Source organism: Nocardioides sp. QY071 (assembly GCF_029961765.1).
Lineage (GTDB): Bacteria > Actinomycetota > Actinomycetes > Propionibacteriales > Nocardioidaceae > Nocardioides.
Genome location: NZ_CP124681.1, coordinates 3,870,585 through 3,885,707, shown reverse-complemented (window position 1 = coordinate 3,885,707; position 15,123 = coordinate 3,870,585). Strand labels below are relative to the sequence as shown.

Genomic DNA, 15,123 nt, shown 5'->3' with positions numbered 1-15,123 from the left:
CCGGTCCGGGTGGTCCTGCCGGCTGCGCGCGGCATGGCGCGCTCCGTGGTGCGTCCCTGAGCAGCCGTGACCCCAGGGCTGGTTGACTGTCACCCGTGCCCGCCCGACAGCTCGACCTGACCACCGATGTCGTCGCCCTGACCCGCCAGCTGGTCGACATCGAGTCGGTCAGCCGCGACGAGCAGGACATCGCCGACGCCGTCGAGGCCGCCCTGCGGGCGCTTCCGCACCTCACCGTGACCCGCCGCGGCCACACCGTGGTGGCGCGCACCGACCTCGGCCGTCCCAGCCGCGTGGTGATCGCCGGGCACCTCGACACGGTGCCCGTCAACGACAACCTCCCGAGCCGGTACGACGAGGCGGCGGGCGTCCTGCACGGCCTCGGCACCTGCGACATGAAGGGCGGCGACGCCGTCATCCTGAAGCTCGCCGCCACCGTGGCCGACCCGGTCCACGACGTCACCTACGTGCTCTACGAGGCCGAGGAGATCGAGTCGGTGTACAACGGGCTGCGTCTGCTGGGGGAGTCCGACCCCGACCTGCTCGAAGCCGACTTCGCGATCCTCATGGAGCCGTCCGACGCGGGCGTCGAGGCCGGCTGCCAGGGCACGTTGCGCGTCGAGGTCCGCACCCGCGGCGAGCGCGCGCACTCCGCACGCAGCTGGCGCGGTGTCAACGCGATCCACGGCGCGGCCGAGATCCTCACCCGGCTCACCGCCTACGAGGCCCGCAAGCCGGTCATCGACGGGCTGGAGTACCACGAGGGCCTCAACGCGGTGGGCATCGCCGGGGGCGTCGCGGGCAACGTGATCCCCGACGAGTGCGTGGTGACGGTCAACTTCCGCTTCGCCCCGGACCGTTCCGAGGCCGAGGCGCTTGCGTACGTCGAGGACTTCTTCGCCGGCTTCGAGATCACTCTCACCGACACCGCCCCCGGCGCCCTCCCTGGCCTGGAGCGGCCCGCCGCGAAGGCGTTCATCGAGGCCGTCGGCGGACAGGTCGCCCCGAAGTTCGGCTGGACCGACGTCGCCCGGTTCACCGTGCTCGGCGTGCCGGCGGTCAACTACGGCCCTGGCGACCCGATGCTGGCCCACAAGCAGGACGAGCACGTCGAGGTTGCCCAGATCGTGCGCTGCGAGCAGCAGCTGCGGCAGTGGCTCACCAAGCCCCAGGAGGAGCAGGCATGACCAGGCGCAGCGGACCCGGACCTCGCCCCAGCGCGGGCCGGCCCGAGGGCTCGACCACCGACCAGCGGCTGCTCGACAGCACCGGCGACGCCGACTGGGTGCACACCGACCCCTGGCGGGTGCTGAAGATCCAGGCCGAGTTCGTCGAGGGCTTCAACGACCTCGCCGAGGTGGGTCCGGCGATCTCCGTGTTCGGCTCGGCCCGGATCCCGGCCACGCACCCGGCGTACGACATCGGGGTGCGGGTCGGCAGCGCGCTGGCGAAGGCCGGTTTCGCGGTCATCACCGGCGGTGGTCCGGGCGCGATGGAGGCCGCCAACAAGGGCGCCTCCGAGGCCGGCGGCGAGAGCATCGGTCTCGGCATCGAGCTGCCCTGGGAGGCCAAGCTCAACGACTACGTCGCGTTCGGGCTGAACTTCCGCTACTTCTTCGTGCGCAAGATGATGTTCGTGAAGTACAGCCAGGGCTACGTCGTGCTCCCCGGCGGACTCGGCACCCTCGACGAGCTGTTCGAGGCCATGACGCTCGCCCAGACCCTCAAGATCACCCAGTTCCCGATCGTCCTGATGGGCGTCGAGCACTGGCAGGGCCTGATGGACTGGATGCAGGGCTCGATGCTCGAGGACGCCCGCATCAAGCAGACCGACCTCGACATGCTCACCCTCACCGACGACGTCGACGAGGCCGTGGCGCTGATGGTCGCGGCCCGCGAGCAGCACGGCTGAGGCGCTGATGTCCCACCCGATGATGTGGGTGTTCGCCGTCCTCATCGTGCTCGCGATGGGCGGCGTCGCCCTGCTCGCCTCCGGCCGGGGCGAGCCGATGACGCCCGCGTACGACGACCGGCCCGACGCGCTCGTGCCCGCGGCCCGTCCCGTCCGGGCCGACGACCTGCGCCGAGTGCGCTTCTCGCTCGCGCTGCGCGGCTACCGGATGTCCGAGGTCGACGCTCTGCTCACCCGCCTGGCGCGCGAGATGGAGGGGGAGCGTCCGGCCGTCGTACCGGACAGCGCGCCGGCTCCGGCGACCCTGGTCCGCGTCGTCGCGGAGAAGTGGGCCGCCGATCACCCGGCCGGCAGCGACATCCTCGACTTCTCCGCCGAGAGCGTCGACCAGGTCGAGTCCTCGCTCGACCAGTGGGCGCGCCGCCCCGGGCACGGCGCGGCGGCCGACCAGGCCGACGTCTGGGCGGCCGGCGCTTACCTGGGCGAGGTCCTGGTCCGGTCCGTGGCCGGTGCCGCCTGGTCGACCCGCAGCGGGTCCGACGGCGTGCCGGTGGTGGCACTTCCGTCCGGTCGTGTCGAGGACCCGATCGGCCGCGCGATGGCGCGCTTCGACGGCGACGAGCGCGACAGCGTCATCGACTTCGTGGACGCCGTGCTGGCCGCTGACGCCTGACGACTCGCGTGCCTCGACTGCGCGGCTGGTGGGGCATGGGGAATAATGATCCTGCGCACAGTCGGTGGCACAGGGCTCCGGCGGCTCGCAGAGGTAGTGGAAGAGGGGTGCCGCATGGCGGCGATGAAGCCTCGGACCGGCGACGGTCCGCTCGAGGTCACCAAGGAGGGTCGCGGCATCGTGATGCGCGTCCCGCTCGAAGGTGGTGGCCGGCTCGTGGTCGAGCTCAACGCCGAGGAGGCTGCCGCGCTCGGCGACGCGCTCCAGAATGTCATCGGCTGACGCACGCCCGGTCCTGCCGGGTCAGGTCTCACCTCCCGAGTTCGCTGCGAGCGAGCTGCTCCCCGGCGCCATCAAGGGTGTCGACGTCGTCGCGCTCCCGGTGTTGCCGGGTGACGACGGGGGCCTGCTGCTCGGCCCGGGGGCCGCGGAGCTCGCCGACGAGCTCGGCCTGGACCTGGTCGGCATCGCCGAGGTCCACGGCCTGACCGGCGCGAGTGCCGAGGTCGCGGTCGTGCCCGTGCCGGACGGTACGCCGACCAACCCGGCCCTGCGCGCGGTCCTCCTCGTCGGCGTGGGTGCCGCGCGCCCGATCGACCTACGCCGCGCCGGCGCCGCGATGGCCAAGGCAGCCCGCGATCGCGCCGCCGTCGTCACCTCGATCCCGGCCGTCGCCGAGGACACCTCGCCCGACGACCCGATCGCGCTCGAGGCGTTCGTGGCCGGCACCATGCTCGGCTCCTTCGTCTTCCACTGGCGCTCGACCGGCCCCGAGCACCACCCCGTACGACGGGTGGTGCTGTCCGCCGCCGGCACCGACCGCTCTGCCCTGGAGCGCGCGGTCGCCCTCGGTGGCGCCGGCTGGCGCTCCCGGCTGCTGGCGACCGTGCCGTCCAACCTGAAGAACCCGGCCTGGCTGGCCACCCAGGCCGAGGAGATCGCCGCGGCGAGCCGGCTCGACGTACGCATCTGGGACGAGGACGACCTCGCCCGCGACGGCTTCGGCGGCATCCTCGCCGTCGGCGCGGCCTCCGCGACGCCCCCGCGCCTGATCCGCCTCGACTACACCCCGGCCGGTGTCTCTGCCCGCGCCGCGAAGAAGCTTCCCGTCGTCGTCCTCGTCGGCAAGGGCATCACCTTCGACACCGGCGGCCTGTCCATCAAGCCCGCCGCCTCGATGGGCTCGATGAAGCGCGACATGACCGGCGGCGCCGTGGTCCTGGCGACCATGGCCGCGCTCGCCGACGTCGACTGCCCGGTCCGCGTCATCGGCCTCGTCGCGGCCGCCGAGAACGCCATCTCCGGCAGCGCGCTGCGCCCCGGCGACGTGATCACCCACCGCGGCGGGCGCACCACCGAGGTCGGCAACACCGACGCCGAGGGCCGACTGGTCCTCGGGGACGCCCTCGCGTACGCCGTCTCCGAGCTCGATCCCGCCGTCGTCGTCGACGTCGCCACGCTCACCGGTGCGGTCAAGGTCGCGCTCGGCCAGCAGGTCGGTGGCCTGTTCGCCAACGACGACGCCCTCGCCGCCGCGCTCGACACGGCCGGCGCCCGGGCGGGGGAGCCGCTGTGGCGCTTCCCGCTCTACCGCGGCTACGAGGACAAGCTGGCCTCCAAGGTCGCCGACGCCGCCAACGACCCCGGCGGTCCCGGCGCCATCACGGCCGCGCTGTTCCTCCAGCCCTTCGTCGGCGACGTCCCGTGGGCGCACCTCGACATCGCCTCGGTCGGCGACGTGGAGAAGGAGTGGCACGAGTGGACCGTCGGTCCCTCGGGCTTCGGCTCCCGGCTGCTGCTGTCGTGGCTCGGCTCGGCCGACCCGGTGGCGGGGATCGGCGCCTGAGCGCTCAGGACACGATGACCTGCGGCTCCCCGGAGCCGGCAGCATGCCGGGCGCGCTGCTCGGCACGCCGGTCGACGAAGGCGGTCGCCTGCTGGTCGAGCGCCGCGAGGAAGGCGCCCAGCTCCTCGCGAGCCTGCTCACCGACAGGGCCGAGGCCGGTGCGGGAGAAGACGTCCCAGTGGCGCAGGACCGGCATGATCACCTCGTCGTGGTGCAGGCGCAGGTCGTAGATGCCCGCCTTGGCGATGATCATCGAGCTGCGGCGGAACCCGGCCATGGTCGCGCCGGGCATCTCGAAGCCGATCACCTCGTCGGCGATCGCGCGCATGGTCGCGTCCGGGGCGATCTCGAGCGCCGCCGCGACGATGTTGCGGTAGAAGATCATGTGCAGGTTCTCGTCCTTGGCGATCCGCGCGAGCAGGCCGTCCGCGATCGGGTCCCCCGTCGCCTTGCCCGTGTTGCGGTGCGAGACCCGGGTGGCGAGCTCCTGGAACGACACGTAGACGACCGCCTCGAGCGCGGTCTTGTCGCCCGAGTCGTAGCCGGTGGTCATGTAGTCCATCCGCGCCCGCTCGAGCTCGACCGGGTCCACGCCGCGGGTCACGACGAGGTAGTCGCGCAGGGCGATGCCGTGCCGGTTCTCCTCCGCGGTCCACCGCCCGACCCAGGTGCCCCAGGCGCCGTCCCGGCCGAAGCGGGTGGCGATCTCGCGGTGGTACGACGGCAGGTTGTCCTCGGTCAGCAGGTTGGTGAACATCGCCGCCTTGGCGACCTCCGAGAGCTCGGACTGCTCGGGGGAGTAGTCCTCGCCGCCGAGCATCGCGAAGTCACGACCGCGGCTCCACGGGATGTAGTCGTGCGGGTGCCACTCCTGCGCGATCGTGAGGTGCCGGTCGAGGTTGGCCGCCACGACGGGCTCGAGCTGCTCGAGGAGGTGGTGGGGCGCGGTGGTCTCGGTGCTGGTCATGTCGCACTCGTTTCTCCCGGCCGGCTCGGGGGCCGAGGCTCACCCCCTTCCTACCACCCTCAGTCCGCCTCGGGGACCCACTCCTTCTTGGCGACCAGCAGCCCGTCGCCGACGGGCAGCAGCGCGGGGACCAGGCCGTCGGTCGCGGCGACCTGCTGCACGAGCTCGCGGATCGCGACGGTCTCGTCGTCGCGCTGGGCCGGGTCAGCGACCCGGTCGTGCCACAGCGCGTTGTCGAACGCGACCACGCCGCCGGGGCGGAGCAGGCGCAGCGCCTCGGACAGGTAGGCGCCGTACTCCCGCTTGTCGCCGTCGGCGAACACGATGTCGTAGTGGCCGTCGGTCAACCGGGGCAGTACGTCGAGCGCGGAGCCGGCGATGGTGCGGACCCGCTGCGGCGCGACGCCGGCCTCCTTGAAGGACTCCTTGGCCAGCCGCTGGTGCTCGGCCTCGACATCGACGGTCGTGAGCACGCCGTCGGGACGCATGCCTCGCAGCAGCCAGACGCCGGAGACGCCGGTGCCGGTGCCGATCTCGACCACGGCACGCGCCTCGAGGGCCGCGGCGAGGAAGCGCAGGGTCGCGCCGGTGCCGGAGCCGATCGGGGTCACTCCGACCTCCTCGGCACGCGTGCGCGCCGCGGTGAGGACGTCGTCCTCCCCGACGTAGGCGTCGGCGAAGGTCCAGCTGGCAGCGTTGATCGGTGTCGGGGCCACGGGCTCACCCTAATGTGGGGAGGGCCCGGGACCGTGGACCGTCGCCGGGAACACCCGCTCGACGCCGATCGTTGTGGCCAAATGACGGGGAGTTCACAGGGAACGCTCAGTTCCGCCCCCTACGGTGAGAGGAGCCAGACCACCCCTATGCAGTTGGCACTGATCCAGCGGAAGAAGGCCACGATGAAGGAGCCCGTCGATCCCCACCCTCAGCCCACCGGGCAGGGGCAGTCCGACCTGGACTGGGGGACGATCGTCGAGGAGCACTCCGACCGTGTCTACCGGCTCGCCCTGCGGCTGACCGGCAACCGTCACGACGCCGAGGACCTCACCCAGGAGGTCTTCGTTCGCGTCTTCCGCTCGCTGCACACCTACACCCCCGGCACCTTCGAGGGCTGGCTGCACCGGATCACCACCAACCTGTTCCTCGACCAGGCCCGCCGCAAGCAGCGGATCCGCTTCGACGCGCTGTCGGACGAGCGCGCGGCCCGGCTCGCGAGCGCCTCGCCGGCCCCGGACCTGGCGTACGCCGACCAGACCTTCGACGAGGACGTCGCCGCCGCGCTCGCCTCCCTGCCCCCGGACTTCCGCGCCGCCGTCGTGCTGTGCGACATCGAGGGGCTCAGCTACGAGGAGATCGCCGAGATCCTCGGTGCCAAGCTCGGCACCGTGCGCTCGCGGATCCACCGCGGCCGCGCGCTGCTGCGCTCCGCGCTGGCGCACCGTGCCCCCGCGGCCGGCCGGACCCGGTACGCCGGGCCCGCGCCGCTCGCCGTCGGCGGGGGAGTCGCGACGTGATCGGCCACCTCGGCAACCGGGTGAGCGCGCTCCTCGACGGGCAGCTCTCCGCTCGGGACACCGAGGAGGCGTGGGCCCACGTCTACGCCTGTCACGCGTGCCGCGACCTCGTGGAGCGGGAGGGCTGGGTCAAGACCCGGCTCGCCGGGCTGTGCGGCGGCGCCGAGCGCGGCGCCCCCTCCGACCTCAAGGGCTCCCTGCTCAGCATGCCGCCCTGTGACGCCCTCCTGGACGCCGAGCAGCACGCCCCGCACCGTCGTACGACGGGCGCGGTGATGATCGGCGGCAGCGCCATCGGCGCCGCGATGCTCGGGGTGCTGGCGCTGGGCTTCGCACCCGGGTCCACCCCGCCCGCCGACCGCCGCCCCCCGGCCACGCAGATCGACACGGCCGTCCCCTCGACCGGGAGCGGGTCCGGGACGGGGACCGCCCGGACGCCGGTGCGCAGTCCGTTCGTCCCCGTGCCGCTGCGCCGGATGCTGCCCTGACCGGTCTGCGTCCCTGCATGTGCCTGCATCGGCCCGGTGTGGGTCGATCGGACATGATGGTCCCGTGACCGACGCGCACGACCCCGACCACGAGCCCACCGAGCCGCTTGCGCCGCTCGACGTGCCGTCGTCCGAGACCACCCCGGAGCCCGCCGCCGAGCCGGCTCCCGAGCCCACGCACGCCCAGTGGGCACCGCCGTCGCCCAGCGTCGCCCCGCTGCCCGACGCGGCCCCCGAGCCGACCACCCCGCTGCCGGGCCTGGCCCCCTCCCTGCTGCCGCCCCCGCCGGCCCCCGACCTGACCGTGCGGATGCCCGTCCCGACCGCCGAGCGCAGCGGCGGAAGGGTCGCCGGCTGGGTGATCCCGGTCGTGGCCGCGATCGCGCTCGTCGTCGGCCTCGGCGGGGGCCTGCTCGGTGCGCTCGCCTACGACAAGCTCTCCGACGACTCCCCGAGCGGTCCCGGCTTCTCCGGCGACGGCCTCGCGGGGGTCGACCTCGAGAAGGACCCGCCGCTGGCCGCGCCCGGCTCGGTCGCCGACGTCGCCCAGGCCGTGCTCCCCAGCACCGTCCAGATCATCGCCGAGTACGGCGGCGAGGCCGCCGGCGCGACCGGCTCCGGCTGGGTGATGGACGGCGACGGCCACATCGTCACCAACAACCACGTCGTCGCCGAGGCGGCCAAGGACAACGGCCCGATCGTCGTGGTCGACCACGACCGCAACCGCTACGACGCCGAGGTGGTCGGCCGCAGCCCGATCTACGACCTCGCCGTGCTGTACGTCAAGAAGCACGACAACCTCACGCCCGCCAAGCTCGGCTTCGCCGCCAAGCTGCAGGTCGGTGAGCCGGTCGTGGCGATCGGCTCGCCGCTGAGCCTTCCCGACACGGTCACCTCCGGCATCGTCAGCTATCTCCACCGGCCGGTCACCACCGGCTCCACCGCCGAGGACTCCTCCTGGATCGACGCGATCCAGACCGACGCCGCGATCAACCCGGGCAACTCCGGCGGCCCGCTGGTCAACCAGAAGGGCGAGGTGATCGGCGTCAACTCCGCCATCGCCACCGCCGGCGGCGGCTCCGTCGACTCCGAGGCCGGCAACATCGGCGTCGGCTTCGCGATCCCCGTCGAGCAGGTCCGGGTCACGGCCGACCAGATCCTCAAGACCGGCAAGGCGCAGTACCCCGTGATCGGCGCCAAGGTGAAGACCGGCGGCCCGCCGACCGGCGACGGCGCCGAGCTCGACGAGATCATCGCCGACAGCCCGGCCGAGAAGGCCGGCCTGCGCCGCGGCGACGTGATCACCCATGTCAACGGCAGCCGGGTCGCCGACGGCACCGCGCTGATCGTCGCGATCCGGACCTACCAGCCCGGTCAGACCATCGAGTTCACCATCACCCGTGGCTCGAACGAGAAGAAGGTCGAGGTCACCCTCGACGGCGAGGTGGGATAGCGGAGGCTCAGTCGACCTCGGACTCCACGAAGGGGTGCTCGGCGACGTACTGCTCGGTGTGGCGGTACTGCTGGGCGATGTAGTCCTCGAGCCGGCTCGCCTCCACCCGCCACTGGCCGCGCCCGCCGATCTTGATCGCGGGCAGTTCGCCACGGCGCACCAGCGCGTACACCTGCGCGCTCGAGGTGTTGAGCACCTCGGCGACGTCGGCGAGCGTCAGGAAGCGCGGGCTGCCGGGCTGGCCGGGACGGTCGGGCATGGCCCCATCGTCGCATCCGGTCCCGACCTCCGCAGCCCGGGACACGGCGTACCTGTGGACGGCCAGGTGACGCCGGCCGGTTCGGCCTGCATGATGACCGGGTGACTCGGGATCTCGGGAGTTCCGTGGGCACGCCTGTCCCTCCGGCCGCGCAACGCGTGGCGCGGCCGGCCTGGCGTGATCCCCGGCTGTGGCTCGGCGTGCTGCTCGTGACCGGCTCGGTCGTCCTCGGAGCGCGGCTCCTGGCGGCAGCCGACGACTCCGTGACGGTGTGGGCGCTGTCGGGGGAGCGGGGTGCCGGCGCCCCGGTCGCCGCCGCCGACCTCGTCGTCCAACGGGTGCGCTTCGCCGACGACGCGACGCTGGAGCGCTACTTCACGGCCGACGAGCCGGTCCCCGACGACCTGGTCCTGGTCCGCGCGGTCGGCGAGGGCGAGCTGCTGGCCCGCTCGGCCGTCGGTGCGGCCGACGAGGAGGCCGTGCTGCGGGTGCCGCTCGAGGTCGACCCCAACCGCGTGCCGCCGGACGTCGCGGCCGGCTCCGTGGTCGACGTGTGGCTCACCGACGGCTCCGGCCCGGTGGCCGCACCCACGGCCGCGAAGGACGCCGACGACAAGGCCGACGGGCCGGCGCTCAGCGGGGTCACGGTCGTCGCCGCGCCGTCGTACGACGACACCTTCGCCGTCACCGGCGCCCGTCAGCTCGTGGTCGCCGTCGACGACGACCGGGCGGCGGAGTTCGAGCTGCTCCTCAGCACCCTGCAGGACCCGGTGATCCGGATCCTGCAGCGTTCGTGAGGCCCGCATGGCCGGCGTGAGCGTCGTCCTGCTGGTCTCGACGGGCGCCGCCTGGGAGTCGCGGGCGCTGACCACGCTCAACGAGCACCCCGCCACCGTGCTGCTCAAGCGCTGCGTCGACGTGCCCGACCTGATGGCCGCCGCCCGCACCGGCCAGGCCGACGTCGCGGTGGTGGCCGCGGACCTGCCCGGGCTCGACCACGGCGTGGTCGACGACCTGCGCCAGCACGGCGTCCGGGTGGTCGGCGTGGCCTCCGACCTCGACCTCGCCCGACCCCGCGCCGCCCGGATCGGCGTGGTCACGGTGCTGGCCGCCGATCGGGTCGGCGAGCTGGCCGGTCTGGTCGCCGGTCTGCCGGCCGACCCGACCCACCCCGTGCCGGCGTACGACACAGCACCCGACACCGCGTCCGACACCGCGTCCGACACCGCGTCCCGGCCCTCCGGCGGGCTTGCCGGCCGGGTGCTCGCCGTGTGGGGCGCCGGGGGAGCGCCGGGTCGCACCACCTTGGCGAGCGGTCTGGCCGGCGAGCTCGCCCGCCGTGGGCTGACCACGCTGCTGGTGGATGCCGACCCCCACGGCGGTGCCGTCGCCCAGCATCTGGGCGTCCTCGACGAGGTGTCCGGGCTCCTCTCGGCTGCGCGCCTGGTCGGCGCCGGCACCCTCGACGAGCGCTTCGTCACCGTGCAGCGCCGGCTCTCCGACTACCTGCGGGTGCTGACCGGGCTGCCGCGCCCCGACCGTTGGGCCGAGCTGCGGCCCGGCACGCTGACCGCGATCGTCGAGTGCGCCCGCCAGGACGGCCAGGTCGTCCTCGACACCGGCTTCAGCCTCGAGCCCGACGCCGGCGAGCCCACCGCCCGTCCCGAGCGCAACGGGCTGACCCGCGAGGCCGTCGAGGTCGCCGACGAGGTGGTCCTCGTCGGCTCCGCCGACCCGGTCGGCCTGGCCCGGCTGGCCCGCGCCCTCACCGAGCTCCACGAGCACGTCCCCGACCCGCGGGTGCGTGTCGTCGTCAACAGGATGCGTCCCACCCTGGGCTGGCGTGAGGCCGACGTGGTGACCATGCTCGCCGGCTTCGGCCCGCACCTCGACGTGCACTTCCTGCCCGACGACCAGGCCGCCGTCGACCGGGCGCTGGTCGCCGGCCGGCTGCTCGTCGAGTCCGGAGAGTGCGCGCTGACCCGGGGCATCGCGCGGCTGCTCGACGCCATGGCGGGGCCGCCCGCGCGACTGGCATAGTGGCCCGATGGCGCGCATCCCGGTCCCCGACGTCCTGTTCCGGGTCCTCGGCCGGCAGCTGGGCGGCCCGTCCGGCCCGCTCGGCGGCCTGGTCGCGCGGATGCTCAACAAGGGCAACGCGGTGCCGGTGGCCGCGGCCGTCGAGGCGCTCGGGCTGAGCGGCACCGAGGCCGTGGCCGACATCGGCTTCGGTGGCGGGGTCGGGCTCGACCTGCTGCTGGCAGCGACCGACCGCGGCGGCCGGGTGCACGGCGTCGAGCCGTCGGTGGACATGCTGGCCCGCGCCCGGAAGGCGCATCCCGAGGCGGTGGCCGCTGGGCGGCTCGAGCTGCACGAGGCGACCATGGCGTCGCTGCCCTTCGCGGACGGCGCGTTGGACGGCTGGATCACCACCAACACGGTCTACTTCGTCGACGACCTCGACGTCGCGCTGCGCGAGGCCGCGCGGGTGCTCGCGCCGGGAGCACGCGGGGTGGTGGGGATCGCCGAGCCGGAGTGGATGGCGCGCCAGCCGTTCGCCCGCCACGGGTTCACGGTGCGGCCGGTGGCCGAGGTCGTGCAGGCACTGGAGGCGACCGGGCTGGAGGTCGAGCACCGCACGCTCGGGCACCGCGAGCCGGCGTTCCACCTGCTCGTCGGCATCAGGCCCGACGTCAGGAGCTGAAGAGCAGGAACAGCCCGCCCGCGGTGAACCCGACCATCACGAAGAGCAGCGGCAGCTGCCCGGTGATCTGGTCGCGCTTGGGCAACAGGCTCAGTGCCCGGTCGTGCGCGGCGACGGCGGCGACGACGTGCCCGATCACGACGGCCAGCACCTTGACCGTGGCCAGCACCTCGGGGTGGTAGGAGAACCAGTACGACGGCTCGACGGCCGCCGTACCGAGGATGTCCCAACCCTTGCCCAGCGGGTCGCTGGCCCGGGCGAGCGTCTGGGTGCCGACGTCGATGAACAGGGTCAGGTAGTGCGCGACGATGTAGCCGAGCACGATCGGGACGATCGAGTGGGCGTAGTGCCGCGCCAGCTGACGACGCGGCACGTCGGCCCGCGAGGGTGTCAGCGCGCTGCCGATGCTGAACAGCAGCCCGGCGGTGAGGCAGAAGACGACCAGTGCGACGTTGTCGAGCAGGAACTTGCTGACCGAGGCGTTCTGGTAGGTCTTGACCCAGAAGGCCGACTCCGCGAAGGAGTCGAAGGCGGTGCTGCCGAACAGTACGGCGACCACACCGACCAGGCCCGGTGTGGGCGGGATGGTCGAGAGGTTGGCCAGCGGGCTGCGAAGCACCAGGCGGCCGTCGACCCGCGCCCACGGCGAGAGCTTCGCGATCAGCGAGGAGTAGACCTCGAACGGGTCGGCGTTCTCGTAGAAGCGGTTGCCGAACACGGCACCGCCGATGAGCATCGCGCCGACGTAGATCGCGCACCACAGCCGGACGCTGCCGAGCTCGGTGGGATGGGTGGAGGCCAGCTCCAGCCACACGAAGGCGAACAGGCCGAGCGCCGCCGGCCACAGTCCCAGCCGCTCGGGGTAGCGGACCAGGCCCTCGTCGGGGTCGCTGCCGGCCAGTCGGGCGATGCCGGCGTTGATGGTGCGGACCGGGCTGATCGCCCGCCACACCGGGCCGAACAGCGCGGAGGCGAAGACGAGCCCGACCCACCACCACACGTAGAAGATGCCGAAGAACGGGTTGGTCAGGGTGTTCTGGCCGAGCACCGCGGTGAACACGGTGTAGAGCGCGACGAGCATGCCGACCACGCGGAGCACGACGGGGAAGGCGGCCGAGCCGCTGACCCGGTCCAGCCAGGCGGGGGCCGGGCGACCGGGGTGCGCTCCGCCGTCGTAGCGCGGACGTCGCCAGGCCACGACGAGGACCGTGAAGGACACGACCAGCGCGGCGACCGCGCCGGACACGGCCAGCTCGAGCGAGATCGGCAGGTCGGCCTGACCGCCGATGCCGTGGGCTTCGACGGTCCCGGAGAGCGGGGTCATCGGACTTCGAGCTGGACGATGATCTGCGGCGGGTCGTGCGACTCCACCTCGATCACGCCGGGGCGGTCGATCGTGATCGGGAAGGTCTTGGTCCCGACGTCGTAGGCGAACTCCTGCTCGGGGTCGGAGTGCATGTGCAGCGAGCCGGCGGTGTCGGCCGTCACGACCAGGTCGACCGGCTGGCCGGCGGCCACCTTGACCCGGTCGCCCTTCGGCGTGATCTCGCCGTTCTTGACCGTGATGTCGACCACGACCTTCTCGTCGGTGCCCGCCTTCTCGTCGGAGCCGCACGCGGTGGCGGTCCCGAGGATCATGATCCCGGCGAGCGCCGCGCCGATGACGCGCAGCCGCTGCATGGTTCCTCCTGTCGCAGAACATCCGCGGACGAATCCACGGATGATCGATGTTGTCTGCCAGAATCTCATGTGATCCCAAGGCGACCGGATGGGGCCGGTCGCCGATGCTTCGGGGATCCGACCAGAGAGGCTGGGGAACCACGTGGTGGATCGGGTGCGCCCGCGGGACCTGACATTCCTCGAGCAGGAGTCGGCCGAGACCCCGCAGCACAACGCGACCATCGAGATCTTCGATCCCGGTGAGGGTCCCGAGGCGTTCGACCACGCCCGTCTCGTGGGGCTGATCCGCGACCGGATCGCGTTCGTGCCGCGCTATCGCCAGCGGCTGCAGGCGGTTCCCGGGCACCTCGCCAACCCGGTGTGGGTCGACGACGAGAAGTTCGACATCGGCTTCCACGTGCGACGCTCCGCGCTGCCGCGCCCCGGCACGTCCGCCCAGCTCCTCGAGCTGGTGTCGCGGATCGTGTCGCGTCCGCTCGACCGCAGCCGTCCGCTGTGGGAGATCTACTTCGTCGAGGGACTCGAGGGCGGCCGGGTCGCGCTGCTGTCGAAGACCCACCAGGCGCTGGTCGACGGCGTCCACACCGTCGACCTCGGCCAGCTGCTGCTCGACCTGCAGCCCGAGGCGCGTGCGCTCGAGCCCGACGACTGGCAGCCGCGACGCTCGCCCAACCCCGCGAACCTGCTGGCCACCGCCGTCCGCGAGAACCTCACCGACCCCGGCGAGCTGCTCGACACGGTCCGCACCGGCTCCCGTGCCCTGGCCCGCACCGCCGACCGGCGCAGCGAGCGGGCCCGCTCGTTCCTCGCCGCCGCGACCGGCCGGCGTCCCAAGACCCGCGGCGTCATCAACGGCCCGCTCTCCCAGCAGCGTCGCGTCGTCACCGTCGAGACCCGCCTGGCCGACTACCGCCGCATCCGCGAGGCCCACGGCGGCACCGTCAACGACGTCATCCTCGCCACCGTCACCGGTGCCCTCCGCGCCTGGCTGATGACCCGCTCCGAGTCGATGGGCGGGCTGCGCCAGGTGCGCGCCGTGGTCCCGGTCTCGGTCATCGACGAGGAGCTCGAGGCGACCTCGCTCGGCAGCCAGATCGCCGCCCACTTCGTCGACCTGCCGATCGGCGAGACCAGTCCCGTGGTCCGCCTGCACCAGGTGTCGTACTCGTTCCAGGCCCACAAGGACACCGGTCGCAGTGTCGCCGCCAACCGGCTCGCGGGCATCGCCGGCTTCGCGCCGACCACCTTCCACGCCATCGGCTCCCGGGTCGCCTCCGTCGAGCTGCGCCGCGGCTACCAGCTCTCGGTCACCAACGTCCCCGGCCCGCAGGCGCCGCTGTACGCCGCCGGCGCCCGCATGGTCGCCAGCTATCCCGTCCCGCCGCTGACGCCCGGGCACCCCCTGGCGATCGGCGTGACGTCGTACGACGGCGGCGTCTACTACGGCATCACCGCCGACCGCGACTGGATCCCCGACGCAGAGGTGCTGGGCGCGTGCGTGCGCGAGGCGCTCGACGAGCTGATCGACCTGTCCTCGGCGACCCGGCAGCGCGCCCCGCGCGGGCGGCGTACGACGAAGTCCACCTCGAAGGGGTCGGCGAAGGGCAAGCAGGACTGAGTGGGATCA

General features: G+C 73.1%; 17 protein-coding genes. 12 read left to right on the top strand and 5 right to left on the bottom strand.

Annotated features, from left to right (window positions below; genetic code table 11):
• Positions 1 to 95: 95 nt before the first annotated feature.
• From dapE to QI633_RS18685, 5 genes are all read left to right on the top strand, one after another.
• Positions 96 to 1,187 (top strand): succinyl-diaminopimelate desuccinylase, encoded by a 1,092-nt coding sequence (gene dapE / locus QI633_RS18705; RefSeq protein WP_282426696.1) that lies wholly within the window; start codon positions 96 to 98, stop codon positions 1,185 to 1,187.
• Complete coding sequence (locus QI633_RS18700; RefSeq protein WP_141797972.1) at positions 1,184 to 1,912, top strand: TIGR00730 family Rossman fold protein; 729 nt, start codon at positions 1,184 to 1,186, stop codon at positions 1,910 to 1,912. Before dapE ends, QI633_RS18700 begins: the two co-directional genes overlap by 4 nt.
• 7 nt (positions 1,913 to 1,919) lie before the next feature.
• Positions 1,920 to 2,585, top strand: a complete 666-nt coding sequence (locus QI633_RS18695) for a DivIVA domain-containing protein (protein ID WP_222117780.1) — start codon at positions 1,920 to 1,922, stop codon at positions 2,583 to 2,585.
• 114 nt (positions 2,586 to 2,699) lie between these two features.
• On the top strand, positions 2,700 to 2,867 hold the full coding sequence (locus QI633_RS18690) for a DUF3117 domain-containing protein (protein WP_141797973.1): 168 nt from the start codon (positions 2,700 to 2,702) through the stop codon (positions 2,865 to 2,867).
• Positions 2,854 to 4,431, top strand: coding sequence for a leucyl aminopeptidase family protein (locus tag QI633_RS18685; protein ID WP_282426695.1), 1,578 nt, complete (start codon positions 2,854 to 2,856; stop codon positions 4,429 to 4,431). The genes QI633_RS18690 and QI633_RS18685 overlap by 14 nt, the downstream gene beginning before the upstream one ends.
• A 4-nt stretch (positions 4,432 to 4,435) precedes the next feature.
• On the opposite strand, the gene QI633_RS18680 is transcribed toward QI633_RS18685, so the two are convergent.
• Together QI633_RS18680 and QI633_RS18675 are read right to left on the bottom strand one after the other, a co-directional pair.
• Positions 4,436 to 5,398, bottom strand: coding sequence for an acyl-ACP desaturase (locus tag QI633_RS18680; protein ID WP_282426694.1), 963 nt, complete (start codon positions 5,396 to 5,398; stop codon positions 4,436 to 4,438).
• Positions 5,399 to 5,457: 59 nt separating this feature from the next.
• Positions 5,458 to 6,114, bottom strand: a complete 657-nt coding sequence (locus QI633_RS18675) for an O-methyltransferase (RefSeq protein ID WP_260805874.1) — start codon at positions 6,112 to 6,114, stop codon at positions 5,458 to 5,460.
• Positions 6,115 to 6,297: 183 nt separating this feature from the next.
• On the opposite strand from QI633_RS18675, the gene sigE reads away from it, so the two are divergent.
• The 3 genes from sigE to QI633_RS18660 all read left to right on the top strand — a co-directional run bounded on the left by sigE (position 6,298) and on the right by QI633_RS18660 (position 8,853).
• Entirely contained in the window at positions 6,298 to 6,912 is a 615-nt protein-coding gene (gene sigE / locus QI633_RS18670) for an RNA polymerase sigma factor SigE (protein WP_222117781.1), read from the top strand.
• Positions 6,909 to 7,400: a hypothetical protein gene (locus QI633_RS18665; protein WP_282426693.1), complete on the top strand. Its 492-nt coding sequence runs from the start codon at positions 6,909 to 6,911 to the stop codon at positions 7,398 to 7,400. The genes sigE and QI633_RS18665 overlap by 4 nt, the downstream gene beginning before the upstream one ends.
• 64 nt (positions 7,401 to 7,464) lie before the next feature.
• Positions 7,465 to 8,853, top strand: a complete 1,389-nt coding sequence (locus QI633_RS18660) for a trypsin-like peptidase domain-containing protein (RefSeq protein WP_282426692.1) — start codon at positions 7,465 to 7,467, stop codon at positions 8,851 to 8,853.
• A 7-nt stretch (positions 8,854 to 8,860) separates the two neighbouring features.
• Here the strand turns inward: QI633_RS18660 and QI633_RS18655 are convergent, their stop codons facing one another.
• Positions 8,861 to 9,112: a helix-turn-helix domain-containing protein gene (locus QI633_RS18655; RefSeq protein WP_141797979.1), complete on the bottom strand. Its 252-nt coding sequence runs from the start codon at positions 9,110 to 9,112 to the stop codon at positions 8,861 to 8,863.
• Between the two features lie 125 nt (positions 9,113 to 9,237).
• Between QI633_RS18655 and QI633_RS18650 the strand changes: the two genes are divergently transcribed.
• From QI633_RS18650 to QI633_RS18640, 3 genes are read left to right on the top strand one after another with little or no spacing between them, the layout of a single operon-like run.
• Positions 9,238 to 9,909, top strand: a complete 672-nt coding sequence (locus QI633_RS18650) for a hypothetical protein (protein WP_282426691.1) — start codon at positions 9,238 to 9,240, stop codon at positions 9,907 to 9,909.
• A gap of 16 nt (positions 9,910 to 9,925) precedes the next feature.
• Positions 9,926 to 11,152 carry a hypothetical protein gene (locus QI633_RS18645; RefSeq protein WP_282426690.1) on the top strand — a complete coding sequence of 409 codons (1,227 nt, stop codon included), beginning with the start codon at positions 9,926 to 9,928 and terminating at the stop codon, positions 11,150 to 11,152.
• A 7-nt stretch (positions 11,153 to 11,159) separates the two neighbouring features.
• Positions 11,160 to 11,816, top strand: a complete 657-nt coding sequence (locus tag QI633_RS18640; RefSeq protein ID WP_282426689.1) for a class I SAM-dependent methyltransferase — start codon at positions 11,160 to 11,162, stop codon at positions 11,814 to 11,816.
• On the opposite strand, the gene QI633_RS18635 is transcribed toward QI633_RS18640, so the two are convergent.
• Positions 11,806 to 13,140 carry a hypothetical protein gene (locus tag QI633_RS18635; protein WP_141797983.1) on the bottom strand — a complete coding sequence of 445 codons (1,335 nt, stop codon included), beginning with the start codon at positions 13,138 to 13,140 and terminating at the stop codon, positions 11,806 to 11,808. The genes QI633_RS18640 and QI633_RS18635 overlap by 11 nt on opposite strands.
• Entirely contained in the window at positions 13,137 to 13,496 is a 360-nt protein-coding gene (locus tag QI633_RS18630; RefSeq protein WP_141797984.1) for a hypothetical protein, read from the bottom strand. The genes QI633_RS18635 and QI633_RS18630 overlap by 4 nt, the downstream gene beginning before the upstream one ends.
• 145 nt (positions 13,497 to 13,641) lie before the next feature.
• Between QI633_RS18630 and QI633_RS18625 the strand changes: the two genes are divergently transcribed.
• A complete protein-coding gene (locus tag QI633_RS18625; protein WP_260805875.1) occupies positions 13,642 to 15,114 on the top strand; it encodes a wax ester/triacylglycerol synthase family O-acyltransferase in 1,473 nt (490 codons plus the stop codon).
• The last annotated feature ends 9 nt before the right edge of the window (positions 15,115 to 15,123 follow it).

What these genes read in the sequence shown, in the direction of transcription:
- QI633_RS18690 (WP_141797973.1), top strand. Translation starts at nt 2,700, where the DNA reads ATGGCGGCGATGAAGCCTCGGACCGGCGACGGTCCGCTCGAGGTCACC.
- QI633_RS18695 (WP_222117780.1), top strand. Translation starts at nt 1,920, where the DNA reads ATGTCCCACCCGATGATGTGGGTGTTCGCCGTCCTCATCGTGCTCGCG.
- QI633_RS18680 (WP_282426694.1), bottom strand. Translation starts at nt 5,398, where the DNA reads ATGACCAGCACCGAGACCACCGCGCCCCACCACCTCCTCGAGCAGCTC.
- sigE (WP_222117781.1), top strand. Translation starts at nt 6,298, where the DNA reads ATGAAGGAGCCCGTCGATCCCCACCCTCAGCCCACCGGGCAGGGGCAG.
- QI633_RS18655 (WP_141797979.1), bottom strand. Translation starts at nt 9,112, where the DNA reads ATGCCCGACCGTCCCGGCCAGCCCGGCAGCCCGCGCTTCCTGACGCTC.
- QI633_RS18635 (WP_141797983.1), bottom strand. Translation starts at nt 13,140, where the DNA reads ATGACCCCGCTCTCCGGGACCGTCGAAGCCCACGGCATCGGCGGTCAG.
- QI633_RS18685 (WP_282426695.1), top strand. Translation starts at nt 2,854, where the DNA reads ATGTCATCGGCTGACGCACGCCCGGTCCTGCCGGGTCAGGTCTCACCT.
- QI633_RS18640 (WP_282426689.1), top strand. Translation starts at nt 11,160, where the DNA reads ATGGCGCGCATCCCGGTCCCCGACGTCCTGTTCCGGGTCCTCGGCCGG.
- QI633_RS18630 (WP_141797984.1), bottom strand. Translation starts at nt 13,496, where the DNA reads ATGCAGCGGCTGCGCGTCATCGGCGCGGCGCTCGCCGGGATCATGATC.
- QI633_RS18700 (WP_141797972.1), top strand. Translation starts at nt 1,184, where the DNA reads ATGACCAGGCGCAGCGGACCCGGACCTCGCCCCAGCGCGGGCCGGCCC.